Below are 24,749 nucleotides of genomic sequence, written 5' to 3' on the forward strand. Positions count from 1 at the left end.
TCGATCGGGGGTCGGTCGACGCTCCGGCTCGCAAGTCGGCCCGCTCCGCCAGTATGCGGCCACTTCCGCACGCCGGGCCATCGGCTTGGGTACCCCGCCGTGCCGCGCTGGTCCTCGCGCGTCGATCCGCCTGACCGCCGGGTCGCACGGCGGCGGCGCCTGCGAAACAACCGATCCGCGTGAAAAATCCGCCTTGCATAAGTTGCGACTCGCAACTATTGTTGATTGCGATCCGCAACTTTCCACGGACAAACCATGGACCTCATCGACGTGCCGGCCAAGCCGCGCGACGCAACCATCCTCGAGCTGCGCGACTTCTCGCGCAAGCTGGTGCGCGAGCTCGGCTTCATGCGTGCGACGCTGGCCGACAGCGACTGGGCGCCGTCGGCCGTGCACGCGATCCTCGAGATCGGGATGACGCCCGGCATCAACGCGAAGGATCTCGGCGCGATCCTCCGGCTCGACAAGTCGAACACGAGCCGGCAACTCGCGCGGCTCGAAGCGGCCGGGGTCGTGGAGCGGCGCGTGTCGAGCGAGGACGCGCGCGCGATCGAGCTGTACCTGACCGCCGAAGGCAAGAAACTCCGCAAACGAATCGACACGTTCGCGACCGATCAAGTGTCGAACGCGCTGCGCCGGATGATGCCGGCCGACCAGCAAGCGCTGCTGCGTTCGCTCGCGCTGTATGCCGATGCGCTCGCCCAGGACAATGCGGCCAGGGCGCCCGTTGCACCCGCCGAGGCGCCGTCGATTCGCGACGGCTATCAGCCGGGCTGCATCGGCGACATCGCGAGCCTGCATGCGCGCTTCTACGCGGAACACTGGGGGTTCGGCGCCTTCTTCGAACAGCGCGTGGCGACCGAGCTGGCCGCCTTCGCGGGCGCGCTGCCTGCCGACGGCAAGGCGCTGTGGCTGTGCCAGGAAGACGGGCGCACGCTCGCGTCGCTCGCGATCGACGGCGACCCGGCGACGGGCGTCGCGCACCTGCGCTGGTTCATCGTCAACGACGCGTTGCGCGGCTCGGGCGTCGGGCGCCGGTTGATGACGCTCGCGATGCAATTCGTCGACGCACACCGGTTTCGCGAGACGTACCTGTGGACGTTCAAGGGGCTCGATGCCGCGCGCCATCTGTACGAGTCGTTCGGCTTCGCGCTGACGAGCGAATCCGCGGGCACGCAGTGGGGGACGGAGGTGGTCGAGCAGCGCTTCAGCCGGCCGGGGCCGGCGGGCGGCTGAGGTTCAATGGACCGTCGTCGATCCGGCGGGCTTCATGACGCTCGCTACAGAACGGGGACACGACACGGCGAACGCGCGCGGTCCATCGGCGTATCCGTCCGGCGAGGCATCGAGCAACGTGACGCTGCTGTAAGCCGATGCCGACCGGGATTCGCCAATCGGAACCGGCTGTTGGCGCGGTGAAGACAGTGCGTCGAACGGAGGGCGACGGAGCTGAACCGTGCCTGCGGCGGTTCGAGCCGACGTACGTTGCCGCCGACGGTCGCCGAATGGATCGATCGCCCTATCGCAGCGCGTGCTCCGCCGCGAACGCATCGTCGATGAACCGGATCACGTCGTCGAGCGACGACGTGCACGTGGCGTCCGGGGCAAGCGACCGAAACGCGCCATCCGGCCCGAAGCAGACGAGCGGCTTGCGCCAGCGCTGCGCGAGCGCGATCTCCTCGGCCGTCCCGTGCCCGCCCGGCAGCGCGACGATCAGGTCGCTGCTCAGCACGTTCACATAGTTGCGATTGATCGCGTCCGGCGCGGCGCCCGGTTCGCGCCGCGGCAGCGGCGTGAGGATCGGAATGTCGACGAACGGATGCGGATAGCCGTCGAGCGGCACGAAGCCCGCGACCGGATCGGCCCGTGTCGGCAGGATGCCGATCGATCGGCCGGCCCGACCGGGCACGCCGGCGAACGCGCGCGCGACCGCCAGCATCACGCCCTGCCCGCCGCCCGTCAGCAGGTTGAACCCGGCCTGCGCGAGCCACGCGCCGAGCGGTTCCGAAAACGCGAGCCACGGCTCCTTGCCCGAGCCCATCACGCCGATCGTCCTGTTGTTCCGTTGCATCGTGGTTTCCGGTGAAATCGTGGCGCCATGCGCGCGTCCCGCGCTCATTCGAGCTCGACGCCCTTGAGCTCGGGAATCAGGAACACCGTCGCGACCATGTCGAGCACGTAGAGGCCGGCGAGCAGCGCGATGGCCGTCTGGAACGAGTAGTGCGCGGCGAGCGCGCCGACCGCGACGGGGCCGAAGCCGCCGACCGCGCGGCCGATGTTCCACAGCACGTTCTGCGCGGTCGCGCGTGCGGCCGTCGGATAGCCTTCCGACATCAGCGTCCCGTAGCCGCCGACCATCCCGTTGACGAACATCCCCATCAGCGCGCCGGCCCACAGCATCGCCGTCGGGTCCGACAGCCGCGCATACGCGATGACCGTCACGACCGAGCCGAGCTGGTACAGCAGGAACGTCGGCTTGCGACCGATGCGGTCGGCCAGTTGGCCGAACACCCAGACACCGATCATCATCCCGACGACGGTCGCCGCCGTCCACACGCCCGATTTCGTCAGCGAGAAACCCATCTGCTTCGACAGGAAGGTCGGCAGCCAGATCATGATTCCGTAGTAGCCGAAATTCTGGACCGAACACAGGATCGCGATGCCGACGCTCGTGCGCGCGGTGCGGCCGTCGGCGACGAGCATGCGGAACGCGTTGGACTTCGGCTGCGTCGCGCGCCGCGCGAACGCTTGCGGCTCGTGCAGCTTGTTGCGCATCACCCAGGCGAGCAGCGCGGGCAGCACGCCGACCGCGAACATGCCGCGCCAGCCGATGTGGAGCAGCAGCAACGGCGTCACGAGCGCGGCCAGCAGCACGCCGGCCTGCCAGCCGAGCGCGACGTAGCACGACACGCGGGCGCGCTTGGCTGCAGGCCACGCTTCGGCCGCGAGCGCCATGCCGATCCCGAACTCGCCGCCGAGGCCGATGCCCGCGATGGTGCGATAGACGAGCAGATCCTGGAAGCCGCGCGCGAATGCGCACAGGCCGGTGAAGATCGCGAACAGCAGGATCGTCCAGGTCAGCACGCGCACGCGCCCGTAGCGATCGCTCAGCGCGCCGAACACGATGCCGCCCGCGACCGCGCCGACCAGCGTCCATGTGACCAGCGCGCCGCCCTGCCCGGGCGTCAGGTGCAGCGCCGCCGTGATCGCCGGCAGCATGAAGCCGAGGATCAGCAGGTCGAAGCCGTCCATCGCATAGCCGATCGCCGATCCGGCCAGCGCCTTCCACGCGTATGCGCCGACCCGCTCCACGCCCGGGGCCGACGGCCCGCCGAGCGTCGAAGATTTCATGTTTGCCGCCATGGTGTCCTGCCACGAATGTCCGGCGACATTCTAAGGCCTGTGCCCGTGAACGACGCGGGCGGATGCGCGCCGGCCCGCGCTGGCCGGACGGCTGGCGGGAAACGACGGACCACGGCGGCAACGAACGGGGAAGGAAAAAGGAAGGGGAAAGGGAAAACGTCGATCCGGTGCGGCGGCGAGGCCGGCGATGCGCGATCAGGCCGGACACCGGATGAAAGACGGCAGGCGGGAGGAATATCGCCGTCCGGCCCGCCTGCGCGAACCGGACGACGCCGGATGGCCCGGCGGCGCGGCGGGCTTCAGCCCTGATCGTCGCCCGGCCACCAGGTTTTGGCTCCGCGGTCGACGGCAAGCGTTTCGAGATCCTTGCCTTCGAGCCATTTCGGCCGCGGGCCGCGCCCCGACCATGAGCGGCCGGTCGTCGGATCGTAGTACTTCGCGGGCGCCTTGCGCTTGCGCTGGACGATGTAGCCGAGCGCGCTCAGCACTTCCTGCTGCGAAATCCCCAGCAGCTCGACCTGTTCCTTGAAGGCCGCGAGCGCGGCTTGCTTCTCCTTCTGCTTCGCCTCCGACAGCTTGATGTTCAGGTCCCGAAGTTGTGCTTCGAGTTCCTGCAGGGCCTGGGTCATGTATTCATCCTCTTTGGGCATGTTTTTGCAAAAAGCTCCGATGGCCGAACCTACCACGAAGTTCCGCCGATCGGGGCTGTCAAATAGGTGAATCGTCCACCTGAGCCGGCATGATTTGCGCGATGAGCACGAAACGACGTCGTGCGTCACTGACAGGCAGCACCGGCCGGCAACGGGCGGCGCGCCGCGAGTGGACGGCGGCCGCAAGTGATTCGCCGCACCTGTCACGGGCGCGGCATGGCGCGAATGATAGCAGTGCGCGGGATCGTGTTGCAGAAGTCGCCGGCCGGGGTCGATGCGAGCCGGCGGTTCAGCGGTCTTCGCCGCCGGCCTCCCATGCGATCCGGTCGAACAGCGCGCGCAGCTTCGCGCCGCGCGCCGCGTTCAGCGCGCTCGCATGCGCGACGCGTCCGGCCAGATGCGCGCGGAAATCCGGATGCGCGTCGCGATTCTGCGACGCCGGGCCGTGCCGGATGCAATTGGTCAGGATGGCCTTCAGGCGATCGAACGCGTCGCGCGCCAGGTTCGGATGACGGTTGACCACCACGCCGGCCAGTTGCTGCCGCGTGCCGCGCCGCATCACGCGGGTCTTGCGCAGTTGCAGCGCGAAGCCTTCCTCGAGTGCGATCGCGGCGACCCGGATCTGCAGCCGCTCGACGTCGCGCGCGAGCGCGCCGCCGCCGGAAAACGCGAGATCGTCCGCATAGCGCGTATAGGTCGCATCGAGCGAACGCGCGAGCGCGGCGAGCCGCATGTCGAGCCGGAACGCGCAGAGGTTGGCGAGCGCCGGCGACGTCGGCGCACCCTGCGGCAGATGCCGTTCGCGATAGCGCTGGCGGCCGATCCAGTCGAACCGGTCGCGCAGGTCCGGCGCGAGCAGCCGCGCCGACGGCACGCGATTGGTGCACAGCCCGGTGAGCGTCCGCGCGACTTCGGCCGGATACCCGAGCGTCACGAACAGCGCGTGAACGCGCGCCGCGCGCACCGATACGAAGAAATCCGCGAGATCGAAGCGCACGACGACATCGCGATCCGCATGCGGCGCCGCGAACGACACGATCCCGTGCCCCTTGCGAAAACCGTGTACCGCGCCGTGCGGCGCAACGCGATCGAGCAGCTCGTGCAGGATGCGGCGCTGCGCTTCGCGCAGCCGCCCCTTCGGGATTTCGACGAGCCGGCACCCGCCGCTGCGCTTGTCGACCGCGACGTACGTGTAGTGATGCAGCGGCGTGGCGCTGCCGCGCGCGTCGACGCGCCAGTGATCGGACAGCCAGTCGAGTTCCGGCACGCTCACGCCGAGCCAGTCGGCGAGATCGCCGGGCGTCGGCCAGTGCGGCACGTCGCAGCCGGCGAGCGGCGCCGGCAGCGGCCGCTGCACCAGCGGCCGCCGCACGATGCGGATCACCGCTGGCCGACGGTCGCCATACCAGGCACGCACGAACGCGGGCGCCTCGGCCAGCACCGCCGCCAGCGCGTCGGTGTCGGTATCGGCCCACTCCGCGCCGAAGCGAACGAGCGCGAGGCCCGCGCACTCGTGCGCCCACGGCGGCGCTTCGCCGAGCACGGCGGCCATCCGCGCGACGACGCCGTCGCGCTCGGGCGAACCGGCGAGCATCGCCTCGGCAATCGTGCGGGTGGTGTCGCGCAGGGATGAGTGCATGGACGCAGAGGGGCGGGACGACGAGTCAACGTGACTGGTGCTGCGAGGGGTCATGTTGCGCGACGCGCAACGGATTCCCTTGCGGCGCATCGGCGTCTCGATCCGATCCACGGGGTAGCCCCGTAGTCCTGGAACATCGGCTGCCTGTTCCGGGCGTGTGCTTGACCCGCCGCCCCGCGTCGCGACTTTAATGGGCGGCGACGCCAGGTGTCAAATCGAGCCGGACGACGCACGATGCGCGGTGACGTCGCGACGCGATCGCCCCCGCTTCCCTACATGTTGCCGGCCAGATGAAACCGCGACGCCGGATGCCACAGCCTCACGGACGTGGCGACCTGCTCGCCGACCCACGTGCGGCGTCGCAGCAGCAGACACGGTTCACCGATTTCCATCACGAGATGCCGCCGCACCTGCGCATTGGGCTTCTCCGCGTAGATTCGGAACTCCGCGCGCTGGATCGGCGCCAGTCGCACCATGTAGTGATTCGGCGTCTCGAGCGTGAAGTCCTGCTCCAGATACGCGGGAAACAAGGCCGGATTGACGTAGCGATCCTCGAACTGGATCGGTTCGTCCTCCTCGTAATGCACGATACGCGAATGAAACACGGGCCCGGCGCGCAGCCCGAGCGCCTCGATCGCGTCCGGATCGACGCTGCGCTCGATCAGCAGCACGCGCGCACTGTGCCGATGGCCGCGCTCGGCAATTTCGTCCGCGATGTTGCGGATTTCCAGCACCGTCGACTCGTAATGCCGGCGCTCGACGAACGTGCCGGCCCCCTGGATGCGCGTCAGCACGCGCTCGGCCGTCAGTTCGCGCAGCGCGCGCGACACCGTCATCCGCGCCACGCCGAATTCCTTGACCAGTTCGGCCTCGGTCGGGATCGCGCCGCCGGGCTTCCAGTCGCCCTTAGCGATCCGCTCCACGACGTAGCGCTTGATCTGCTGATAGGCCGGCAATGCCCGCGCCGGCACGGTGTCGGCCGATGCCGACGCCTGCCGTGCGGAAAGTCTGCGTTCCGTTTCGCTCATGCGCCCTCGCCCGAATGAATGTGGGGTGATCGGCCCGTCGTTGGCCGTCGTCACTGCAACGAAGGCGGCACACCCGCGACGATGCCGGCCGCGATCGCGATATCGTCCGCGAGCGGCCGGTCGTCGCGATACGCCGGCACGCGTTCGCGCACATGCCGCCACAGCGCGTCGGTCGACGCGGCGCGCGCCGTTTCGCCCGGCTGCAGATCGTACGCCTGCGCGGCGGCGAGCAGTTCGATCGCGAGCACGCGCGTCGTATTCTCGATGATGTCGAGCGCCTTCAGCGCGGCCGGCGTCGCATGACACAGGTGATCTTCCTGCAGCCCCGACGTGATGCCGCCGTCGAGGCTCGCCGGCGCGGCAAGCCGCTGGTTCTGCGCGACCAGCGCGACCGCCGTGTACTGCGCGATCATGAACCCCGAACAACTGCCGCCCGGCGCGGCAAGAAACGCCGGCAGCCCGCTGACGAGCGGATTCACGAGCCGGTCGAGGCGCCGCTCGGCGATCGCCGCGACCTGCGCCATCGCCGCCGCGAGGCTGTCCATCGCGAGCGCGATGCCCGCGCCGACCGCATGCGCCTGCGAATGTACGGCCGGCGCCTCGCGCGTGCCGGCGACGATCGGATTGTCGGTAACGGACGCGAGTTCGCGATCGACCACCTCGGCCGTGACGTCGAACACGTCGCGCGCCGCGCCATGCACGTGCGGAATCGTGCGCAGGCTGAGCGGATCCTGCGTATGCCGGCCGCTCGCCGCGGCAAGCATGCCGCTGTCCGCCAGCAGCGCACGCAGGCGGGCGCCGACCTGGCCGATACCGGGCGAAATCCGCAGCGCGAGCGAAGCCGGATCGAAGGCGGCGAGTTGCCCGCCGAGGTTCTCGAAGCTCGTCGCCGCGATCCAGTCGGCCCAGTCGAGCAACCGTTCGGCGCGAGCCAGCGCGAGCGCCGCCAGCCCCGTCACGCACGGCGTGCCGTTGACGAGGCTCAGCCCTTCCTTCGCGCCGAGCACGAGCGGTTCGCGGCCGATGCGCCGCAGCGCGTCGGCGCCGCGCAGGCGTTCGCCGCGATGGCGCGCATGGCCGTGCCCGACACAGACGAGCGCGACATGCGCCATGTGGGTCAGATACCCGACCGAGCCGTGCGCCGGCACTTCGGGCAGGCAATCGTGCTCGAGCAGCGCGACGAGCTGGTCGACGACGTCGGCACGCACGCCCGAATGCCCGTGCGCATAGTTGTTGATCGCGGCCGCGATGATCGCGCGCGTTTCGGCCGCGCCGAGCGGCATGCCGACGCCCACCGCGTGACTCATCAGGATGTTGTGCGACAGCATGCTCTGCTGCGCGGGCGACACGATCACGTCGCACAGCGCGCCGACGCCGGTATTGACGCCGTACGCGCGAATCCCGCGCGCGACGATCTCGTCGACGAGTTCGCGGGCGGCCGCGACACGCGCGCGCGTCTCGTCGGCCAACGCCAGCGGCTCGCCGGCCGCCACGGCCGCGACCTGTCGCCAGTCGAGCGGCTGCGCCGCACGGAATACGGTCATGGCAGCCTCAGTTCGTCGTGCGGTCGTGGTGGCTCGACACGAATTGCCGGAAGCGCTCGGAGGTCTGGCCGCCGAAGACTTCGTCGGGCGTCCCGTCCGCGTCGACCTCGCCCTGATGCAGGAACATCACGCGATTCGACACGTGGCGCGCAAAGCCCATTTCATGCGTGACGACCAGCATCGTGCGCCCCTCCTCCGCCAGCGAGCGCATCACGCGCAGCACCTCGCCCACCAGTTCCGGGTCGAGCGCCGACGTCGGTTCGTCGAACAGCATCACCTTCGGATGCATCGCCAGCGCGCGGGCAATCGCGACACGCTGCTGCTGGCCGCCGGACAGATGCGCGGGATAGTAGCCGCGCTTGTCCGCGAGGCCGACGCGCGCGAGCAGCGCCTCGGCCTCCTCCACCGCTTCGGCGCGACTGCGCTTCTGCACGCGCAGCGGTCCCTCGACGAGGTTGTCGAGCACCGTCATGTGCGACCACAGGTTGAAGTTCTGGAACACCATCCCGAGCTGCGAGCGGATCCGGTCGACCTGGCGCCGGTCGCTCGGATGCAGCTTGCCGTCGCGCGCACGCTTCATCGCCAGCTCCTCGCCCGCGAGCGCGACGGAGCCGTCGTCGGGTGTCTCGAGCAGGTTCAGGCAACGCAGGAACGTGCTCTTGCCCGACCCGCTCGCACCGAGGATCGAGATGACGTCACCCTCGTGCGCGTCGAGCGAAATGCCCTTCAGCACATGGTGATCGCCGAACGACTTGTGGATGTTTCTGACCGACAGCGCGACGGGGGCGGCGGTGTTCATCGGATTCTCCTGGAAAGAATGGGCGCGCTCAGGACGCGACGCGCCGGGCATTGCGGGTCGCCGCGGCTGGCGCACCGGACGGCTTCGGCGCACGCAGGTGCCCCGAGAGCCGCCATTCGAGCGCGCCGAGCAGGCGCACGACGATGAAGTTCAGGCCCAGATAGATCACGGCCGCGCAGACGAACACCTCGGTCGTCCGGTAGGTCTGCTGAATGATCTGCTGCGCGACGCCCGTCACTTCCCACACGGTGACGAGGCTCGCCAGCGCGGTCGACTTGACGAGCAGCACGGCTTCGGTCGAATACGCGGGCAGACACTGGCGCAGCGCGATCGGGCCGATCACGCGCCGCAGCAGCGCGAAACCCGACATGCCGATCGAATAGCCGGCCTCGATCTGCCCGACCGGTACGGCCATCAACCCGCCGCGCAGGATTTCGGCCGTGTAGCCTGCCGTGCACAGCGCGAGCGACAGCACCGCGCAGACGTACGGCTCGCGCAGCAGCGGCCACATGAAGCTCTCGCGAATCACGCCGAACTGGCCGAGCCCGTAATACACGAGGAACATCTGGATCAGCAGCGGCGAGCCGCGAAACACGAGGATATAGGCCCGCGCGAAGCGGTTCGGCAGCCAGCGCGGCGACACGCGCATCGTGACGATCACGAGCGACAGCAGGCCGCCGAGCACGAGCGATGCGAAGAACAGGCCGAGCGTGGTCGGCACGGCCGCCAGCAACTGGCGCAGCGTGTCGACGAGAAATGCGAAATCGATGGACATGCCCGTTCTCCGTCAGTTGCGCGCGAAATTGCGGCGGAACGACCGGCCGACGATCGCCTCGGCCCGGTTGAACACGCGGTTCGACAAGCCCGTCATCAGCAGATACAGCGCACCGCCCGCGACGAAGAACACGAAGTACTGGTGAGTCGAATTGGCGGCGATCTGGCTCGTGCGGAGCAACTCGGCAAGCCCGGTGACCGAGATCAGTGCGGAATCCTTCAGGCTCAGTTGCCACACGTTGCCGATACCGGGCAGCGCGAAGCGCAGCACCTGCGGAACCAGGATGCGCCGCAGCACCATGCTACGCGGCATGCCGATCGAACGCGCCGCTTCGAGCTCGCCTTTCGACACCGCGAGCACCGCCGCGCGATAGACCTCGGCCTGATAGGCGCCCGAGATCATCCCGACCGCGAGCGCGCCGATCACGAACGGCGGCACGCCGATGAAGCCTTCCGCGCCGAACCACTGGCCGACGGCCGTCACGAGCGTCGAGCCGCCGAAGTAGAACAGATAGATGACGAGCAATTCGGGCACGCCGCGAAATACCGTCGTATACAGATCGCCGAGCAGGCGGGCGGTGCGGTAGCGCGACAGCTTCGCCGCCGCGATCGCCGCGCCGATCACGGCGCCGACCGCCAGCGCGGCGAGCGTCAGCGCGACCGTCATCAGTGCGGCGAGCAGCAGCACACCGCCCCAGCCTTCGGTGCCGAAGCCGAGCATTTCAAGAATCGCCATGCGTGCCTCCCGGCATGTGTTGAGTGAATCCGCTGGATGCGTGCCGCCGCGCGCCGTTCGACGAACTTACGCGACGGCGGCCGAACACGCGCTTACGGGGTGACGTCGGTCTTGAACCACTTGTCGGCGAGCTTCTTCACGGTGCCGTCCGCGAGCGCCGCGCCGATCGCCGTATCGAACTTCGTCTTCAGGTCGGCATCCTGCTTGCGGAACGCGAGCCCTTCGCCCGGCCCCCAGATCGGCCCGCCGAGCTTCGGCCCCGCGAGCACGATCGATGCGTTGTCCTTCTTCGCGTTGTTCGCCGCGTAGTACGTGACGTCGTCGAACGAGGCGTCGATGCGCCCGGCGACCAGATCGAGATCGCGTTCGGGCGACGTCTTGTACACGCGAATCGACGCAATGTCCTTGAAGCTGTCGTTGATGAATTTCGTGTAGACGGTGCCCGACTGGATACCGATCGTCTTGCCCTTCAACTGCTTGCGCAGCGTGTCGACGGTAGGCTTGTCCGCGTTGGCGTCGCCCGTCAGCTTGACGATCGGCGCGCCGGGCGCGGCCTTCGGCAGGATCTTCGTATCGGTGACGGCGAACGTCGCCGGCGTCGCCGCGTACGGACGCGAGAACAGCAGGATCTTTTCGCGCTCCGGCGTGATGGAAATCGCATCCATCAGGACATCGAACTTGCCGGCCTGCAGGCCCGGAATCATCCCGTCCCAGTCCTGCGCGACCATGTTGCACTGCACCTTGATCCGCTCGCACACGTTGGCGAGCAGTTCCGGTTCGAAACCGCCCAGCTTGCCGCCCGGCAGCGTGAGGTTCCACGGTGCGTAGCCGCCTTCGAGCGCGACCGTCACCGTCTTCCATTCCTTCGCCTGCACCGGTGCCGCGAGCGTGGCCGCCGCAGCCGCGATGACGCCGATCGTCCTGATTGCCCACTTGATGCGCTTGCCGTTCACGAGATTCTCCTTGCGTTGAAGTTCGCCATCCCTTCGGTGCAGCGAGCCGCCTCAGGAATTTGTCTATACAAGCATGCAAGAAGAAAAACAGCGAGACAAGCAGTGATCAATAAAAACGCGGGAAACGCGGGAAATCCCCTAACTTCAGGGCTCTGGCGTGCATCGTCGCGGGGAATTCCGGCACATGTTTGGTGCAATTCGAGCGAGCGAATCTCAAGGATGACTAGACAAATCCTGAATTCGATCGCGAGTGCGCTCAGACGTGAAACACGTCTGAGGATTGGGGGCTCGTACGTGCCTGCGCGTTGCCGGATGCGTTGGCGACGCGCAATACGGCATCTGCATCGGGGTCGGGCAATCCGCCATCGCCAGCGGCGCGGGTGCTGCGTTCGTGCGATGAATATCGGGCGGCAAGTCGCCCGACTGACGCGCCGGGAAGCGCGGCTGTACGCTTCGCGGCGGATTGGTACCGCGAGCCGCGAAGGACGCCGATCCTACCGCGCCTGCGGCGCGTCGCGCAGCACGGTCCGCAACGCCGTATCGAACGGCGTCGCGTAATCGATTCCGAGCGCGCGCACGCGCGCCGCATCGAGATGGCAGTCGTACGGGCGCGGCGTTGCGTCGGTCGGCTGCGTGATCGGCACGAGCGACGCGTCGATGCCGAGCGCGGCCGCGATTCGCCGCGCGATGTCGTACTTCGTCATCGGCTCCTCGCTCGACCAATGGCGGATGCCCGTGACGGACTTCCCCGCGAGATGGCGCAGCGTCAGGTCGCGGATGACCTGCGCGACGTCGGGCGTCCAGGTCGGATAACGGATCGCCCATGCGTCCATGCCGACCGCGTCCGCGCCCGGTCGCGCGGACGCGACGACGGCCGGCACGAGGCTCGTGACGGCCGATTCGCTCCAGTCGGCGATCGGGCCGAAGAGCAACGGCAGGCGCAGCACGCACGACAGCGGCGAGGCGGCGAGGAGCGCGGCCTCGCCTTCCAGTTTGGTGCGACCGTAGATGTTCAGCGGGTTCGGAGTGGCGTCCTCGCCGTACGGGGCTGCGTTGCCGTCGAACACGTAGTCGGTCGAGATGCCGAGCGTCCATGCGCCGAATCGCGCGGCGAGCGCGCCGATGCGGGCCGGCGCCGCGACGTTGATGGCGCGGGCCGCGGCCGGGTCGCGTTCGCAGACGTCGGGGCGGCGTTCGGCGGCGCAAATGACGACGGCAGCGGGCCGGCACGTTTCGAACAGGCGCTCGAGAGCCGGCTCGTCGAGGACGTCAAGTTCGGCGATGTTTTCCGGCGGCAATGCGAGCAGTTTTGCGCCGGCGCCTTGCGGGTGCCGGATGGTTGCGAGCAGCGTCAGCGACGGTTCGCGGAACAAGGACGCGGCAACCGCGCGGCCGAGCAGGCCGGACGCGCCGATGACGAGGACGGTGGGACGGTCGATCGGTGAAATCTGGTTTGGCATGGGTGGCGCTCGATCACGGAAACGAATGGATTATCGGGCCTATTGGATAGTATGAACGGCTCGCATCCGGTCGGAACATGATCGCCCGCTTCTTCGCCCCGGTCTTCGCCCCGCTTCTTCGCCCCACTTCTTCGCCTCTTTCTTCATCCATTTCCCGCCGGCCAACGGCTTCGTGCAATGCGTGATCCGCGATGCGGATTCCGGCCGCGAGCGCATGCGCTGCCCGCGGTGCCTGGGCACGACTCCGGTTCCGTCGTCGGCACGCGCGCCGCCCCTGCGTCGCCCGCAAAAACGAAGCCCGGCACGCTTGCACGTACCGGGCTTGTGATACCGAACGGAAACTTCGTCCTGCCTTACTTCCGGTCGACCGAATACCGGCCCGGCCCGCTCAACGCGAGCAACAGCAACCCGCCGATGATGCTCACGTTCTTGTAGAAGTTGATCATCGCCATGTACTGCTCCATCCCCTGCAGCGCCCAGTAGCGATGGCCGATCAGCGCGGTCGCGAGCGTATAGGCGGCGAATGCCAGCGCGAGCGGACGCGTATAGAAGCCGATCGCGATCAGCACGCCGCCCACCAGTTCGACCGCCACCGCGATCGCGGCCGCGAGTTCGGGCGCCGGATTCCCCGTCGACGCCATGTACGCGACCGTGCCCGAAAAGCCGTTCAGCTTCTGCCAGCCGAACAGCACGAACAGGATCATCATCAGCACGCGAGCCGCCAGCAGCAGCTCGTCCTTCTTCGACTCCAGTGAAACGTAACGCATGGCAATCACCCTTGAATTGACGGTTTGATGCATCCGCTGCCGCTGCGCGTCGAATCGGCGCGCGATGCCGGCAACGGACCACTCTTCGCGCAGTCGCGCGGCAAGCCAGGTGGCCGCCGCCGAAGAATCCATCCGGTGACGCCGCGACTGACGGCGCGCGCCGGATCAGTTCTGGCGAAGCACGGGTGCAGTCTACTGTCCCGCAAAAATTCATCAATCCGTCTAAACACGATTTTCTGTCTCGAAATAGTGGACAATCGCGGGAGAGCGGCCCATCCGGTGACGGCCGGCCAGTGCGGATGGCGGACGATTCGCTCCAGACCAGTCTTGCCAACTGATACCGGCAAGGAGAACACCTCTCGCCGAGCGATACGTTCGCTTGCTGTTTAGCCTGTTCAATCCGGAGAACGGGATGATCGACGTGCGGACGACCGCACTGACCGCCGATCTGAAGCGTGTCGCGCAGCAGCAGTCGAATCTGTCCGACTATGCCGCGCAACTGACCCGGCAGTTCGTGACGTCGTGAATGACTGCGAATGGCAGCCGCATCGCGAAGCGGCAGGCATTGCCGCCAGCAACGGGAAGGAAATCGCGATGATGGCGCCGCGACTGCGACGCCTCGCGCAGGACGGGTCGTTCGGGCACGCAGCGGATGTGCCGCATGCACGGCATGCGATGCGATCACGCGCCGCGCTGCTGGCGGCGCGCGTCCTCCGTTATGACGCCGCGATCCGCCGGCGGAAATGTTCGGTGCCGGCCACGATCTTGTCGAGTACCGCGTCGAGCGCCCAGAAGCGTTCGCGCACGTCGTAGTCGATCGCACGGCATTTGATCGACCCGAACGTGCCGATCCGCTGGTGATAGAGCTTCGCGAGCGCCGGGTAGCCCAGCGCCTCCGATACCGCCGAGACGACCAGGAACGTCGAGAGTTCGTCGGCCAGCGCCGGATTCGATTCGCCTTGCGTGCGCAGCCACTGGTAGAGATCGGGATGGAAGTTCGTGAACACGCCGTTGAAACCGGCCGACCCGGCCTTCATCGCGTCCCACGCGATCGCGGCGTTCGCGTTCAGGATCTTCAGCGGCGACCCCGCGGCCAGCGCGACGCGCCGCTTCACCGTCGCGAGATCGCAGCTCACGTCCTTGAGCATCACGAATCGGCCCGTATCGATGCACGCGCGCAACTCGTCATCCGACAGAAGCCGCCGATACGGCGCCGGACATTCGTACAGGCCGAGCGGAAGATCCGACGGCAGCCGCGCGAGCAGCCGGCGCAGATGGTCGAGCAACGCGGCGCTGCCCTTGCGTTGCGGATCGAGCCGGTTGGTCACGAGCACGACGCCCTGCGCGCCCGATTCGGCCGCCGCGCACAGTTCGGCGACCTGCGCGTCGAGGTCGTCGCTGATGTGGCCCGACGCGACGACCGGCACGCGCCCGGCCACGCGATCGACCACGAAACGCGCGAGCGCCGCGCGTTCGGCCAGGCTCAGGAACTGCATCTCGCTCGATTGCGCGACCGCGAACAACGCATCCGAGCCGTGCGCCAGATACCATTCGATGAGCCGCTCGAGCCCGGCGTAGTCGATCGCGCCGGCGTCGTCGAACGGCGTCAGCATCACCGGCACGATCCCCTCGATCGTCACGTTCGATTGCTGCGGGTAGTGCATCTGTTTCTCCTTGCTTCAATGAATGCGGATGCCGGCTGCAAGCTCAAGCCGGCAACGGTCGGGGCGCGGCGTTCGCGGCCTGTTCGGGAATCGGCTTGCGCACGAGCAGCAGGTACGCCATCGCGCCGGCGAACGCGATCGCCGCCGCGGTGAGCAGCGCGGGCACGAACGACCACTTCTGCGCGATGACGCCGGTCAGGATCGGGGCCAGCGCGCCGCCGATGAAGCCGCCGAAATTCTGGATCGCGCCGAGCGACGCGATGCGGCTCGGCGGCGCGGCTGCCGTCGCGAGCGCCCACGAGCACGCCGACGCCGCGTTGGCGAGAAAGATCACCACCGAAATGCATGCGAGCGCAACCGTATTGCTCTGCACGAGCGCGGCCGGAATCGTGAACGCGACCATCCCGAGCATCGCGGCCACCACCGCGTTGCGCCGGCTCACGACCGGCGACCGGCTGCGGCGCGTGACGAGATCCGACAGCCAGCCGGCGACCAGCGAACCGACGAACCCGCACAGGAACGGCACCGACGCGGCAAACCCCGTGCGGATCAGGCTCATGTGCCGCTCCATCGTCAGGTAGCCCGGCAGCCAGGTCAGGTAGACCCAGTTCAGGTATACGGAGCCGAAGAAGCCGATCAACATCCCCCACGTCGTGCCGTGCGAGAACAGGCTGCGCCATTCGACGAAGGTCAGTTTCGGCGCGGCGACCGCGCTCTGCGCATCGGCATCGAGATAAGCGCGTTCGGCGGCGGACAGTTGCGCGCGCACCGGATCGCGATACAGCGCGAACCACACGACGGCGACGACGAGACCGAGCGCGCCGGTCACGATGAACGCCCAGCGCCAGTGAAACGACGCAACGAGCACCGACAGCAGCAACGGCGCAAGCGCGGTACCGAGCGGCGACGCGGCATTGAAAATGCCCGTCGGCGTGCCGCGCGCGCGCAGCGGAAACCAGTTGCTCACCACGCGCGCGGCCGACGGGAATTGCGGCGCCTCGCCCATGCCGAGCACGATGCGCGCGACGATGAACCAGCCGAAGGTGGATACGATGCCGCCCGCCGCCTGCGCGAACGACCAGACGATCAGCCCGATGCCGAGCAGCCGGCGCGGGCCGATGCGGTCGACCAGCCCGCCGACCGGGAACTGGCACAGCGCATAGCTCCACGAGAAGGCCGACAGCAGCAGCCCCATCTGCGCGAGCGACAGGCCGAGATCGCCGCGGATCGCGGAACTCGCGACGGCCAGCGTGCCGCGATCGAGATAGTTGACGATCCCGCTCGCCATCAACAGCGCGAGCGCGATGCGTTGACCGCGCCGAATCCGTGGCGGCGCGTGCGGAACAGCTTGATTGTCGTTCATGTCGATTGTCTCCATGTCACTGTCAGCGGCCGGGTTCGGCCATTCCGTCGGATGCGGAATTCAGGTCTCCATACGGTCGACTTCGTCGCGCGTCGGAATCGATGTCTGCGCGCCGCGGCGCGTGACGCTGATCGCGGCCGCACGCTGGCCGAAGCCGATCGCGTCGTCGATCGACGCGCCGCCGGCCCGCGCGACCGCGAACCCGCCGACGAACGTGTCGCCGGCCGCGGTCGTGTCGACGGCCGCCACCGCGAGCGCACGATGGCGGCCGCTCCCTGCGCTGCCGCGCCAGCAGACACCGCGCGCGCCGAGCGTGACCAGCACGTTGCCGACGCCCTTCGCGCGCAGCGCATCGGCGGCGCGCGCGGCCGACGCGTCGTCGCCGACCGCGATGCCGGTCAGCGACTCGGCCTCGGTTTCGTTGACGACGAGATAGTCGACCCGCGCGAGCAACGCATCGAAGAGCGGCTGCGCGGGCGCCGGATTGAGCAGCACCGGCGTGTGGCGCGCGCTTGCGCACGCAATCGCGCGCGCCACGCTGGCGACCGGCACTTCGAGCTGGCACACGAGCAACGCGGCGGCGGCGATCGCGTCGCACGCCGCGTCGATCCGGTCGGCATCGACGCACGCATTCGCACCGGGCACGACGACGATGCTGTTCGCGCCGCCGTCGTCGACGGTGATCGTCGCCACGCCGGTCGCCGTGCCGGCGATCCGGTGCAAGTGCGTCACGTCGATGCGCTCCGCCGCCAGCGCGGCATGCAGGCGCGCACCGAACGCGTCGTCGCCGACGCAGCCGATCATCGCGACCGATCCGCCCAAGCGCGCGGCCGCGACCGCCTGGTTCGCGCCCTTGCCGCCGTGAACGGTCTCGAACGTCGTGCCGAGCAGCGTCTCGCCCGGCACCGGCAGGCGCGGCGCCCGCGTGACGAGATCGACGTTGACGCTGCCGACGACGGCGATACGTGGTGTCCGTAGGCCGTTCATTGCTGAATGTAACCGCTTACATTTGCGGTCGACAAAATGACCGGGAGGCTCATCGTCTCGGAAAATTTCGCCATACGGATCGAACAAGTGTCTGACATAATAGGGAAGCAGCAGTACGATAGCGCTTACATTCTCGCAGGGTTGGTCGGGAATGCAAGCGTGAGCATCATGAATCGAGGGTAAACAATGACGCTTTTGACGGCACACGGCAGCGGCACGGCCGCCCTCCCCGGAGACGGCCGATGAGCACGCCCCGCGCACGCCGCGGCAGCGGCCGCTCGGTGCTCGGCGACGTCGCGAAACTGGCCGGCGTATCGACCGCGACCGTCTCGCGCGTGTACAACGATCCGGGCAAGGTGTCGGCCGACGTGCAACAGCGCGTGCGCGACGCGGCGCTCGCACTCAACTGGATCCCGAACGCGGCCGGCCGCGCGCTGGCATCCACGCGCACCCACATCACGGGCGCGATCATTCCGACCCTCGACGACCAGGTGTTCGCGTCGCAGGTTGCCGGCATGCAGACGGTCATGGCCGAGCACGGCATCACGCTGTTCCTCGGCTGCTCGAACTACGACCCGGCGCAGGCGCTCGCGCAGGTGCGCGCGATGCTGTCGCGCGGCGTGGAAGCCGTGTCGCTGGTTGGCGAAGCATATCCGCCGGAACTGTTCGAACTCCTTGCGATGCATCGCGTACCGTACGTCGTCACGTACGCGTACCGCGACGACAGCCCGCACTGCTGCATCGGCTTCGACAACCGCGCGGCATTCGCGCGGCTCACCACGCACCTGCTCGACCTCGGCCATCGCGATTTCGCGATCATCATGCAGCCGTCGACGGACAACGACCGTGTCCAGGCCCGCCTGCGCGGCATTCACGACACGCTGGCCGCGCACGGGCTCGCGGTGCGCCCCGTGCATCAGCACGAAGGCGCGGCCACGATCGCGTTCGGGCGGGCGAGCCTGCGTGCCATTGCCGGCAGCGATGCGGCGACGCGGCCGACGGCCGTGATCTGCGGCAACGACGCGCTCGCGCTCGGCGCGTTGCTCGAGGCGCAGGCGCTCGGCATCGACGTGCCCGCGCAGTTGTCGATCACCGGATTCGACGACGTCGCGCTCGCGCGCGAGATCCAGCCGCCGCTGACGACGATGTGGGTGGATACCGACGCGATCGGGCGCCAGGCCGCGCGTGCATTGCTCGACGCGCTCGAGAACGGCGCGACGGGGCCCGGCCATGCGGTCCAGCCCGAACTGCGCATACGAGAATCCGCGGCGGCGCCGGCGCGTGCCGCGCGCCGAAGCAAGAAATAGCGGGCAGCGCCGGCTTACTGGATCACGTCGATCGGCAGCGTCTTGTCGAGATTGTCGTGCCACGCGGTGATCGTCTTCGGCACGGTTTTCTTCCACGCCGGCACGTTCGAGTAGTAATGCATCCGGACGTTTTTCTTCGCGTCGAACACCAGCAGCCCGATCCACAGATCGGTGCCGCGGCGCATCACGATCGCCGCGTTCGTCGTCGCGATGCCGCCCGGCAACGTCAGCCGTCGAACGGCACCAGTTCGTAACTCGTGCTCCGGCCGCCGGACGCCGAGCGACGCAGCATGTGCTGCTCGACGAGCTCCGTGATATCGCGCAGCGCCGTGTCTTGCGAGCATTTCGCGAGGGCGGCCCACTTGGTGGTCGTCAGCTTGCCTTCGAAGCCGTCGAGCAGGCGATTCATGACCTTGACCTGGCGTTCGTTCATCGCGACGCCCGCGCATCGCTGCCAGAAGCGCGCCTTGATCAGCACCGCATCGAGCGTCGTGTGCGCATGATCGATGGCCCGGCCCAGCGTGTTCAGAAACCACGCGAGCCACTCCGTGACGTCGAGCGAGCCGCGCTGCGTGCGCTCCAGCACGTCGTAATACGCGTTTCGCTCGCGCTGGATCTGCGCGGACAGGCTGTAGAAACGCTGCGGGCTTCGATCGGCGCGCGCCAGAACCAGATCCCCGAGCGCGCGCGCGATACGACCGTTGCCGTCGTCGAACGGGTGGAGCGTGACGAACCACAGGTGGGCCAGGCCGGCCCGGATCAGCAACGGCTCGGCCGGCGGCGCATTGAGCCACGCGAGAAAGCGCCCGGTCTCGTGCGGCAGGCGTGCGGCCGGCGGCGCCTCGAAATGCACGCGCTGCCGACCGATCGGCCCGGAGACCACCTGCATCGGCCCGCTCGCATCCGAGCGCCAGCCGCCGACCGTGATCCGCGACAGCCCGGAATAGCCGGTCGGAAACAGCGCGGCATGCCACCCGAACAGCCGCGCTTCGGTGACCAGTGCGGCCGAATGAGTCGTCGCATCCAGCACCATGTCGACAACGCCTTCGACGTGGCGATCGACCGGCGCGAGCGCGCCGATGTCGACGCCGAGCCGGCGCGCAATCGACGACCGCACCGATGCGACATTCAGGTTCTCGCCCTCGATCGCGCTGGTCTTGACGACGTCCTCCGTCAGCGCGGCCAGGCTCGCCTCGTCGCGCAACGTCAGGCCGACATCCGCCAGTCGGCCGATCAGCATGCCTTGCGCACGGCTGACGTCGGCGAGCGGCGCGGCGAGGGCCGGAAGGTCGAAGCGCCATGCCGGCCAGTCGGCCGATTCCCAGATAAAGGTGTAATCTCCGCTCATCATGCGGAGATTATCCACTCATTCGCCGCACGACTCAACAATCTCCGCAAATCATGCGGAGATCAATCGCCCCATTCACCGCAAGGCGGCCGGCTACCGTACCGGGCCCGCCCCGCTCGCCCCCGTCGGCGCCGGCTCCCCGAGCCGTTCCGCAAGAAACCCGATGAACGTGCGCAGCGTGACGAACCCTTCCCGATGCTGCGGAAACACCGCATTGAGGGTGATCGGCGACGGCGCATACGCGTCGAGCACCGGCACCAGCGCACCACTGTCGAGCGCCCCGCCGACGATGAAATCCGGCAGCAGCGCGATGCCGAGCCCGGCGATCGCCGCGTCGCGCACCACTTCGCCGTTGTTCGCGACGAGCGGACCCTGCACGTCGAATGTGCGCGCCGCGCCGTCGACGCGGAATTCCCAGCCGACCCGCCGCTCGCGCCCGTACAGCACGCATGTGTGGCCGGCCAGATCGGCCGGCGTTTGCGGCATGCCGTGCCGCTTCAGGTACGCGGGGCTCGCGCACGCGATCATCCGCCACGCGCCGAGCGGACGGGCAATGAGCGTCGAATCCTCGAGCGAGCCGATCCGCAGCACGAGGTCGAAGCCCTCGCCGATCAGGTCGACGCGCCGGTCGGTCAGGTCGATGTTCAGCCGCACGGCCGGGTGCGCGGCCAGGAATTCGGCGATCAGCGGCGACACGTGCGTGATCCCGAACGACAGCGGCGCGCTGATCTTCAGCGAGCCGTGCAGCTCGGTGCTGCGTACCGACATCGCCTGCTCGGCGTCGGCGATCTCCGCGAGGATGCGCTGCGCGCGCGCGTAGAACTCCTGCCCCGATTCGGTCACCGCGAGATTGCGGGTATTGCGATGCAGCAGCCGCACGCCGAGCGACGCCTCCAGCGCCATCGTGCGCCGGCTGACGAACTGCTTGGACAGCATCAGCTGATCGGCCGCCGCCGTGAAGCTGCCTGCGTCCACCGTCGCGACGAAGATCCTCAGGTCGTTGAGTTCCATATTGTCCACTCCATAGCGACAGTCATTATCTCTACAGCGATTTATTTGTCAAATCGATTGACCTAAGATTCATCTCAACGAACAGCCGAGCCCACTTCCGAGGTCCGGCGACTTCAAGGACAAAAAATCATGATCGACATCCGTGCAGCAAACCAACGTGGCCGTGCGGAGCATGGCTGGCTCAGCTCCCGTCATACGTTTTCGTTCGCGAATTACTACGATCCGAAGCAAGTCGGCTTCTCCGACCTGCTCGTGATCAACGACGACCGCGTCGCCCCGGGCCGCGGCTTCGGCACGCACCCGCACCGCGACATGGAAATCCTGTCGTACGTGCTCGACGGCGCGCTCGAACACAAGGACTCGATGGGCACCGGCTCGGTGATCGTGCCGGGCGACGTGCAGCTGATGAGCGCGGGCACCGGCGTGCGCCACAGCGAGTTCAACCACTCGCAGGACACACCGGTCCACTTCCTGCAGATCTGGGTCGGGCCGGCCGAAAAGGGCGCCGAGCCGCGCTATCAGCAGACGAATGTCGCGGCCGACGACAAGCGCGGCAAGCTCGCGCTCGTCGTGTCGCCGAACGGCGACGCCGGTTCGCTGAAGATCCGGCAGGACACGCGGATTTACGCGGGCCTGTTCGACGGCGACGAAAGCGCGACGCTGGAACTTGATCCGAACCGCTTTGCTTACGTGCACGTGGCGCGCGGCAGCGTGACGGTCAACGGCGTGACGCTCGGCGAAGGCGACGGCGCGCGCATCCGCGGCGAACACGCGCTGACGATCGCCGACGGCAAGGACGCCGAAGTGCTCGTGTTCGACCTGCGTCCGGTCGAAGTGACGGCCGAATGGGCGTGACGCCCGTTCGGGAAACCGGGCCCCGCCGAAACGCGGGGCCCTTTTAATCGGAGATTCGCAACATGGCCAAGGTTCTCGTTCTTTACTACTCGTCCTACGGGCACGTCGAAACGATGGCGCAGCACGTCGTGGAGGGCGCGAAATCGGTGCCCGGCGTCGAGGTCACGCTCAAGCGCGTGCCGGAAACGATCCCGGCCGACCAGGCCCGCACGATCGGCGTGAAGGTCGACCAGGCCGCGCCGGTCGCCACCGTGGACGAACTCGCCGACTACGACGCGATCATCTTCGGCACGCCGACCCGCTTCGGCAATATGGCCGGGCAGATGCGCACGTTCCTCGACCAGACGGGCGGCCTGTGGATGAAAGGCGCGCTCGTCGGCAAGATCGGCAGCGTGTTCGCGTCGACCGGCACGCAGCACGGCGGCCAGGAAACGACGATCACGTCGTTCCACACGACGCTGCTGCATCACGGGATGGTGATCGTGGGCGTGCCGTATGCGTGCAGCGGGCTCGTCAACATGAACGAAATCACCGGCGGCACACCGTACGGCGCGACGACGCTCGCCGGCGCGGACGGCAGCCGCCAGCCGAGCGCGAACGAACTCGACATCGCGCGCTACCAGGGCAAGCACGTGGCGGAACTCGCGAGCAAGCTCGCGTCGTAACGCGGGGGCTCGCGCCTCCCGAGTCGCGCCCACGAACGAACGGCGCCGGTTCGACCGGCGCCGTTCGTGCTGTGCGACGCTGTCGACCGTTACTGGCCCGAAGCCGGCGCGGCCGGCGCCGCGGGCGCCTTCTGCACCGCGTTCTGCGGATAGTTGCTCTGGTCGCCGGTCAACCGGTAGCCGCTGCCGGTGCCGATCGCCTTCAGGTCCGACGCGTGCCGCGCGCGGGCCGCCTTGCGCGCCGCCTTCTTCTGCGCCTTGTCGAGCTGCTTTTGCGTCGGCGCGGGCGCAGCGTCCTGCGCGTATGCCGCCGGCGCGGCGGTCAACAACAGACCGAACGACGCCGCTGCTGCTACTGCCACCGAAACCACGCGAGACTGCTTCATGACCGATCTCCTTGTCGATTGTTGAGTGTGGGTCGGACACCGGCGCGCACGCGACGGCCTGCGACAACGGCACCGATGCAACGTTAGCCGATCGCCGCGCAAATGTCCGTGTGCGTTCCTGAATTCTCCTGATAACGTCAACGATACATGCGTACCGAATGCGCCGCGCGTTCGGCCTGTCGTGCGCGCCATCAGGGAAACCGATAGTCCGTGGCCCGCCGGCGCTCAGATCCAGCGCGACAGCACCGGCAACAGGATCGGCACGACGAATGCCGTCAGCACGCCGTTCAGCCCCATCCCAAGCCCGGCGAACGCGCCGGCTTCCTCGCTGACCTGGAACGCGCGCGCGGTGCCGATCCCGTGCGACGCGACGCCGAGCGCGAAACCGCGCACGGCCGGCTCGTCGACCCGCAGCAGATTGAGGATGCCGCGCGCGCACACCGCGCCGAAGATCCCGGTCGAGATCACGAGCACGGCGGTGAGCGACGGAATGCCGCCGATCTCGGCGGCAACGGCCATCGCGATCGGCGTCGTCGCCGATTTCGGCGCGAGCGACGCGATCGTCTGGTGCGACGCCCCGAACAGCGCGGCGATGCCGACCGCCGACACGATCGCGGTCAGCGAACCCGCGAGCAGGCCGACGAGCAGCGGCAGCGCGGTGCGCCGCAGCTTCGACCACTGGCGGTACAGCGGCAGTGCGAGCGCGACGGTTGCGGGGCCAAGCAGGAAATGGACGAACTGCGCGCCTTCGAAATACGTGGAATACGGCGTATGCGTGAGCGTCAGCAGCACGACGATCATCGCGACCGCGATCAGCACCGGATTCGCGAGCGGATTGAAACGCGCCCGCGCATACACGGCCTGCGCGAACAGATACGCGACCAGCGTGATGGTCAGTCCGAGCAGCGGGCTCGCGGCGAGATACACCCAGATCGCGCCGAGTTTCGGGAAGGCCGTCATTGCGCGCCCTCCGCGGTGCCGCCCGCTCGGCGCTGGCGCCGCAGCAGCGCGCGCGTGACCAGCGCCGTCACCGCGATCGCGAGCGTGGTGCTCACGGCCAGCGCGACGACGACTGCGGCCGCGTCGCCGCGCACGCGGTCGGCCGACACCATGATGCCGACGCCGGCCGGCACGAACAGCAGCGACAGGTGACGCAGCAGCTCGAGCGCGGTCGGCTCGATCGCATCGGCCGCCTGCGGGCGCAGCATCACGAAGCCGAACAGCAGCAGCATGCCGATCACGGGGCCCGGCACCGGCAGGCCGAACAGATAGGACACGCCTTCCCCGAGACACTGGAAGATCAGCAAGACCGCGAACGCCTGCAACATGAACCGCTTCTCCCGAACGTGGCCGCGCTAGCGTACGGCTGCGCGGCCGATGAACCGGCGGCTGGCGACGCCGGCGTGAACGATACGCGCGATCGTACCAACAATGCCGGCGGCGCGGCGCG

The 24,749-nt window shown here is 68.2% G+C and carries 25 protein-coding genes and 1 pseudogene; 5 read left to right on the forward strand and 21 right to left on the reverse strand.

The window, feature by feature from the left end:
* Positions 1 to 255: 255 nt before the first annotated feature.
* Positions 256 to 1,236: a bifunctional helix-turn-helix transcriptional regulator/GNAT family N-acetyltransferase gene (locus KPB06_RS10390; protein ID WP_060009174.1), complete on the forward strand. Its 981-nt coding sequence runs from the start codon at positions 256 to 258 to the stop codon at positions 1,234 to 1,236.
* Positions 1,237 to 1,519: 283 nt separating this feature from the next.
* Here KPB06_RS10390 and KPB06_RS10395 read toward each other — a convergent pair whose 3' ends face one another.
* The 12 genes from KPB06_RS10395 to KPB06_RS10450 all read right to left on the reverse strand — a co-directional run bounded on the left by KPB06_RS10395 (position 1,520) and on the right by KPB06_RS10450 (position 13,713).
* Positions 1,520 to 2,071 (reverse strand): SLOG cluster 4 domain-containing protein, encoded by a 552-nt coding sequence (locus KPB06_RS10395; protein WP_373453026.1) that lies wholly within the window; start codon positions 2,069 to 2,071, stop codon positions 1,520 to 1,522.
* 44 nt (positions 2,072 to 2,115) lie between these two features.
* Entirely contained in the window at positions 2,116 to 3,363 is a 1,248-nt protein-coding gene (locus tag KPB06_RS10400) for an MFS transporter (protein ID WP_124861481.1), read from the reverse strand.
* A gap of 299 nt (positions 3,364 to 3,662) precedes the next feature.
* On the reverse strand, positions 3,663 to 3,992 hold the full coding sequence (locus KPB06_RS10405) for an H-NS histone family protein (protein WP_059579344.1): 330 nt from the start codon (positions 3,990 to 3,992) through the stop codon (positions 3,663 to 3,665).
* 310 nt (positions 3,993 to 4,302) lie between these two features.
* On the reverse strand, positions 4,303 to 5,652 hold the full coding sequence (locus KPB06_RS10410) for a reverse transcriptase family protein (RefSeq protein ID WP_275905461.1): 1,350 nt from the start codon (positions 5,650 to 5,652) through the stop codon (positions 4,303 to 4,305).
* A 272-nt stretch (positions 5,653 to 5,924) separates the two neighbouring features.
* On the reverse strand, positions 5,925 to 6,680 hold the full coding sequence (hutC, locus tag KPB06_RS10415) for a histidine utilization repressor (RefSeq protein WP_059638968.1): 756 nt from the start codon (positions 6,678 to 6,680) through the stop codon (positions 5,925 to 5,927).
* A gap of 50 nt (positions 6,681 to 6,730) precedes the next feature.
* Positions 6,731 to 8,224 (reverse strand): HAL/PAL/TAL family ammonia-lyase, encoded by a 1,494-nt coding sequence (locus KPB06_RS10420; RefSeq protein WP_089465968.1) that lies wholly within the window; start codon positions 8,222 to 8,224, stop codon positions 6,731 to 6,733.
* Positions 8,225 to 8,231: 7 nt separating this feature from the next.
* Positions 8,232 to 9,023: an ABC transporter ATP-binding protein gene (locus tag KPB06_RS10425; RefSeq protein WP_059579354.1), complete on the reverse strand. Its 792-nt coding sequence runs from the start codon at positions 9,021 to 9,023 to the stop codon at positions 8,232 to 8,234.
* Between the two features lie 28 nt (positions 9,024 to 9,051).
* A complete protein-coding gene (locus tag KPB06_RS10430) occupies positions 9,052 to 9,798 on the reverse strand; it encodes an ABC transporter permease (protein WP_275905460.1) in 747 nt (248 codons plus the stop codon).
* A 12-nt stretch (positions 9,799 to 9,810) separates the two neighbouring features.
* Positions 9,811 to 10,533 carry an ABC transporter permease gene (locus KPB06_RS10435; protein WP_059638966.1) on the reverse strand — a complete coding sequence of 241 codons (723 nt, stop codon included), beginning with the start codon at positions 10,531 to 10,533 and terminating at the stop codon, positions 9,811 to 9,813.
* A 92-nt stretch (positions 10,534 to 10,625) separates the two neighbouring features.
* Positions 10,626 to 11,486 (reverse strand): transporter substrate-binding domain-containing protein, encoded by an 861-nt coding sequence (locus tag KPB06_RS10440; RefSeq protein WP_059638965.1) that lies wholly within the window; start codon positions 11,484 to 11,486, stop codon positions 10,626 to 10,628.
* A gap of 494 nt (positions 11,487 to 11,980) precedes the next feature.
* Complete coding sequence (locus KPB06_RS10445; RefSeq protein WP_099318270.1) at positions 11,981 to 12,946, reverse strand: dTDP-4-dehydrorhamnose reductase family protein; 966 nt, start codon at positions 12,944 to 12,946, stop codon at positions 11,981 to 11,983.
* A gap of 353 nt (positions 12,947 to 13,299) precedes the next feature.
* On the reverse strand, positions 13,300 to 13,713 hold the full coding sequence (locus KPB06_RS10450; protein WP_059241206.1) for a DoxX family protein: 414 nt from the start codon (positions 13,711 to 13,713) through the stop codon (positions 13,300 to 13,302).
* Positions 13,714 to 14,092: 379 nt separating this feature from the next.
* On the opposite strand from KPB06_RS10450, the gene KPB06_RS10455 reads away from it, so the two are divergent.
* Positions 14,093 to 14,239, forward strand: a complete 147-nt coding sequence (locus KPB06_RS10455) for a hypothetical protein (RefSeq protein ID WP_275905532.1) — start codon at positions 14,093 to 14,095, stop codon at positions 14,237 to 14,239.
* 190 nt (positions 14,240 to 14,429) lie between these two features.
* On the opposite strand, the gene KPB06_RS10460 is transcribed toward KPB06_RS10455, so the two are convergent.
* The 3 genes from KPB06_RS10460 to rbsK are packed head-to-tail and all read right to left on the reverse strand — an operon-like array spanning position 14,430 to position 17,727.
* The gene (locus tag KPB06_RS10460) at positions 14,430 to 15,377 is read right to left on the reverse strand and encodes a dihydrodipicolinate synthase family protein (RefSeq protein WP_059638963.1); all 948 of its coding nucleotides are present in this window, start codon (positions 15,375 to 15,377) and stop codon (positions 14,430 to 14,432) included.
* 43 nt (positions 15,378 to 15,420) lie between these two features.
* Positions 15,421 to 16,740 (reverse strand): MFS transporter, encoded by a 1,320-nt coding sequence (locus KPB06_RS10465; RefSeq protein WP_275905459.1) that lies wholly within the window; start codon positions 16,738 to 16,740, stop codon positions 15,421 to 15,423.
* A gap of 60 nt (positions 16,741 to 16,800) precedes the next feature.
* Positions 16,801 to 17,727, reverse strand: a complete 927-nt coding sequence (gene rbsK, locus KPB06_RS10470; protein ID WP_060009212.1) for a ribokinase — start codon at positions 17,725 to 17,727, stop codon at positions 16,801 to 16,803.
* Positions 17,728 to 17,969: 242 nt separating this feature from the next.
* Here rbsK and KPB06_RS10475 point away from each other — a divergent pair, with 242 nt between their 5' ends.
* Positions 17,970 to 19,034 (forward strand): LacI family DNA-binding transcriptional regulator, encoded by a 1,065-nt coding sequence (locus KPB06_RS10475; protein WP_059579374.1) that lies wholly within the window; start codon positions 17,970 to 17,972, stop codon positions 19,032 to 19,034.
* A 14-nt stretch (positions 19,035 to 19,048) separates the two neighbouring features.
* Here KPB06_RS10475 and KPB06_RS10480 read toward each other — a convergent pair.
* The 3 genes and pseudogenes from KPB06_RS10480 to KPB06_RS10490 all read right to left on the reverse strand — a co-directional run.
* Positions 19,049 to 19,249, reverse strand: a pseudogene (locus KPB06_RS10480) (lysozyme inhibitor LprI family protein); the annotation flags it as partial.
* 11 nt (positions 19,250 to 19,260) lie between these two features.
* Positions 19,261 to 20,385: a Fic family protein gene (locus KPB06_RS10485; protein WP_059579380.1), complete on the reverse strand. Its 1,125-nt coding sequence runs from the start codon at positions 20,383 to 20,385 to the stop codon at positions 19,261 to 19,263.
* 90 nt (positions 20,386 to 20,475) lie between these two features.
* A complete protein-coding gene (locus tag KPB06_RS10490) occupies positions 20,476 to 21,393 on the reverse strand; it encodes a LysR family transcriptional regulator (RefSeq protein ID WP_275905458.1) in 918 nt (305 codons plus the stop codon).
* A gap of 129 nt (positions 21,394 to 21,522) precedes the next feature.
* On the opposite strand from KPB06_RS10490, the gene KPB06_RS10495 reads away from it, so the two are divergent.
* Both KPB06_RS10495 and wrbA read left to right on the forward strand, forming a co-directional pair.
* Positions 21,523 to 22,248 (forward strand): pirin family protein, encoded by a 726-nt coding sequence (locus KPB06_RS10495; protein WP_059579385.1) that lies wholly within the window; start codon positions 21,523 to 21,525, stop codon positions 22,246 to 22,248.
* Between the two features lie 62 nt (positions 22,249 to 22,310).
* The gene (gene wrbA, locus KPB06_RS10500) at positions 22,311 to 22,913 is read left to right on the forward strand and encodes an NAD(P)H:quinone oxidoreductase (RefSeq protein ID WP_275905457.1); all 603 of its coding nucleotides are present in this window, start codon (positions 22,311 to 22,313) and stop codon (positions 22,911 to 22,913) included.
* A gap of 89 nt (positions 22,914 to 23,002) precedes the next feature.
* Here wrbA and KPB06_RS10505 read toward each other — a convergent pair whose 3' ends face one another.
* The 3 genes from KPB06_RS10505 to KPB06_RS10515 form a co-directional block, all read right to left on the reverse strand.
* Positions 23,003 to 23,299 carry a hypothetical protein gene (locus KPB06_RS10505; protein WP_059579389.1) on the reverse strand — a complete coding sequence of 99 codons (297 nt, stop codon included), beginning with the start codon at positions 23,297 to 23,299 and terminating at the stop codon, positions 23,003 to 23,005.
* A 225-nt stretch (positions 23,300 to 23,524) separates the two neighbouring features.
* Positions 23,525 to 24,259 carry an LrgB family protein gene (locus KPB06_RS10510; RefSeq protein ID WP_226224443.1) on the reverse strand — a complete coding sequence of 245 codons (735 nt, stop codon included), beginning with the start codon at positions 24,257 to 24,259 and terminating at the stop codon, positions 23,525 to 23,527.
* Positions 24,256 to 24,627 (reverse strand): CidA/LrgA family protein, encoded by a 372-nt coding sequence (locus tag KPB06_RS10515; protein WP_089490138.1) that lies wholly within the window; start codon positions 24,625 to 24,627, stop codon positions 24,256 to 24,258. Before KPB06_RS10515 ends, KPB06_RS10510 begins: the two co-directional genes overlap by 4 nt.
* Positions 24,628 to 24,749 lie beyond the last annotated feature (122 nt).

The organism is Burkholderia semiarida (assembly GCF_029268935.1).
Taxonomy (GTDB): Bacteria; Pseudomonadota; Gammaproteobacteria; order Burkholderiales; family Burkholderiaceae; genus Burkholderia; species Burkholderia semiarida.

Coding starts and splice junctions, on each gene's coding strand:
- KPB06_RS10400 (WP_124861481.1), bottom strand. CDS start 3,363: ATGGCGGCAAACATGAAATCTTCGACGCTCGGCGGGCCGTCGGCCCCG.
- KPB06_RS10515 (WP_089490138.1), bottom strand. CDS start 24,627: ATGTTGCAGGCGTTCGCGGTCTTGCTGATCTTCCAGTGTCTCGGGGAA.
- KPB06_RS10420 (WP_089465968.1), bottom strand. CDS start 8,224: ATGACCGTATTCCGTGCGGCGCAGCCGCTCGACTGGCGACAGGTCGCG.
- KPB06_RS10460 (WP_059638963.1), bottom strand. CDS start 15,377: ATGCACTACCCGCAGCAATCGAACGTGACGATCGAGGGGATCGTGCCG.
- KPB06_RS10395 (WP_373453026.1), bottom strand. CDS start 2,071: ATGCAACGGAACAACAGGACGATCGGCGTGATGGGCTCGGGCAAGGAG.
- KPB06_RS10495 (WP_059579385.1), top strand. CDS start 21,523: ATGATCGACATCCGTGCAGCAAACCAACGTGGCCGTGCGGAGCATGGC.
- KPB06_RS10405 (WP_059579344.1), bottom strand. CDS start 3,992: ATGACCCAGGCCCTGCAGGAACTCGAAGCACAACTTCGGGACCTGAAC.
- KPB06_RS10510 (WP_226224443.1), bottom strand. CDS start 24,259: ATGACGGCCTTCCCGAAACTCGGCGCGATCTGGGTGTATCTCGCCGCG.
- KPB06_RS10465 (WP_275905459.1), bottom strand. CDS start 16,740: ATGAACGACAATCAAGCTGTTCCGCACGCGCCGCCACGGATTCGGCGC.
- KPB06_RS10485 (WP_059579380.1), bottom strand. CDS start 20,385: ATGATGAGCGGAGATTACACCTTTATCTGGGAATCGGCCGACTGGCCG.
- KPB06_RS10390 (WP_060009174.1), top strand. CDS start 256: ATGGACCTCATCGACGTGCCGGCCAAGCCGCGCGACGCAACCATCCTC.
- KPB06_RS10490 (WP_275905458.1), bottom strand. CDS start 21,393: ATGGAACTCAACGACCTGAGGATCTTCGTCGCGACGGTGGACGCAGGC.
- KPB06_RS10435 (WP_059638966.1), bottom strand. CDS start 10,533: ATGGCGATTCTTGAAATGCTCGGCTTCGGCACCGAAGGCTGGGGCGGT.
- KPB06_RS10505 (WP_059579389.1), bottom strand. CDS start 23,299: ATGAAGCAGTCTCGCGTGGTTTCGGTGGCAGTAGCAGCAGCGGCGTCG.
- KPB06_RS10430 (WP_275905460.1), bottom strand. CDS start 9,798: ATGTCCATCGATTTCGCATTTCTCGTCGACACGCTGCGCCAGTTGCTG.
- rbsK (WP_060009212.1), bottom strand. CDS start 17,727: ATGAACGGCCTACGGACACCACGTATCGCCGTCGTCGGCAGCGTCAAC.
- KPB06_RS10410 (WP_275905461.1), bottom strand. CDS start 5,652: ATGCACTCATCCCTGCGCGACACCACCCGCACGATTGCCGAGGCGATG.
- KPB06_RS10445 (WP_099318270.1), bottom strand. CDS start 12,946: ATGCCAAACCAGATTTCACCGATCGACCGTCCCACCGTCCTCGTCATC.
- hutC (WP_059638968.1), bottom strand. CDS start 6,680: ATGAGCGAAACGGAACGCAGACTTTCCGCACGGCAGGCGTCGGCATCG.
- wrbA (WP_275905457.1), top strand. CDS start 22,311: ATGGCCAAGGTTCTCGTTCTTTACTACTCGTCCTACGGGCACGTCGAA.
- KPB06_RS10475 (WP_059579374.1), top strand. CDS start 17,970: ATGAGCACGCCCCGCGCACGCCGCGGCAGCGGCCGCTCGGTGCTCGGC.
- KPB06_RS10450 (WP_059241206.1), bottom strand. CDS start 13,713: ATGCGTTACGTTTCACTGGAGTCGAAGAAGGACGAGCTGCTGCTGGCG.
- KPB06_RS10425 (WP_059579354.1), bottom strand. CDS start 9,023: ATGAACACCGCCGCCCCCGTCGCGCTGTCGGTCAGAAACATCCACAAG.